Here is a 719-nt window from a genome sequence, read left to right as displayed (position 1 = left end):
AAGCAGGTAAATACAACCATTGGTCATCCGCACCAATGGTATGAGAATGGTTGAGGAAAGCCGTGCCCGTGACATCCCGAGGCTGGTCAAAAATGGTCAGCCCTTTGTCGCCATCCCCTTCAACTTCGAGAGATTTCAATCGCATAAGGCGCGTACTACTTTCTCCTTGTGCGTTCTTTAAAATCATCTCCATGGTTGCGATAGAGTCGCCCCAACCTTCATCTCTTGCTTTTCGCTCCTGGGCAATTTCCAGCCCTTTTTCTTCATTCGCATAAGTGAATGGCGATGCAACTAGCGAAGCCGACAACATCAAAACTTGCAATACGTGGTTCATTTTTTTCATGGTTCAATTCCTTTTAATTCTGAGTTATGACTGAGTTGCAGTGATGGTGGACGACGCTTTCAAGCGCGCGTTATCAGACGGACTTTCTTGTAAGTACGCTTTTTTATCGAATAGCATTAGTAAGGTTGGGAGGAATAAGAAGTCCACAACCAAAGCGATGAAGATAACAATGGCGCTGAGCTGCCCCATATCCGCATTCAGCCTGAAGCTAGACATTGCCAATACAGAAAAACCTGCCACTAAAACCACCGTAGTGATCCACAGTGCGCGGCCAACGGTATGAAAGGCGTAACGAACGGCTTGCTCAGCTGTTTGCCCCTCGCGGCGCGCTCTTTGATATTTGGAAAGGAAGTGAACGGCATCATCGACCACAATC

2 protein-coding genes are annotated in these 719 nt (G+C 47.3%); both read right to left on the bottom strand.

Translation table 11 applies throughout. From position 1 onward, the window contains the following. The coding region (locus tag R7Q46_RS26990) for an outer membrane lipoprotein-sorting protein (protein ID WP_318078212.1) at positions 1-343 on the bottom strand (343 nt) is incomplete at its 3' end. A gap of 24 nt (positions 344-367) precedes the next feature. Continuing rightward, on the bottom strand, positions 368-719 hold a 352-nt coding region (locus R7Q46_RS26985), incomplete at its 5' end, for an MMPL family transporter (RefSeq protein WP_318078210.1).

The sequence above is a fragment of the Vibrio sp. 811 genome (assembly GCF_033339195.1).
The sequence above is the reverse complement of the archived record's forward strand: the minus strand, read 5'-3'. Positions and strand labels throughout refer to the sequence as shown.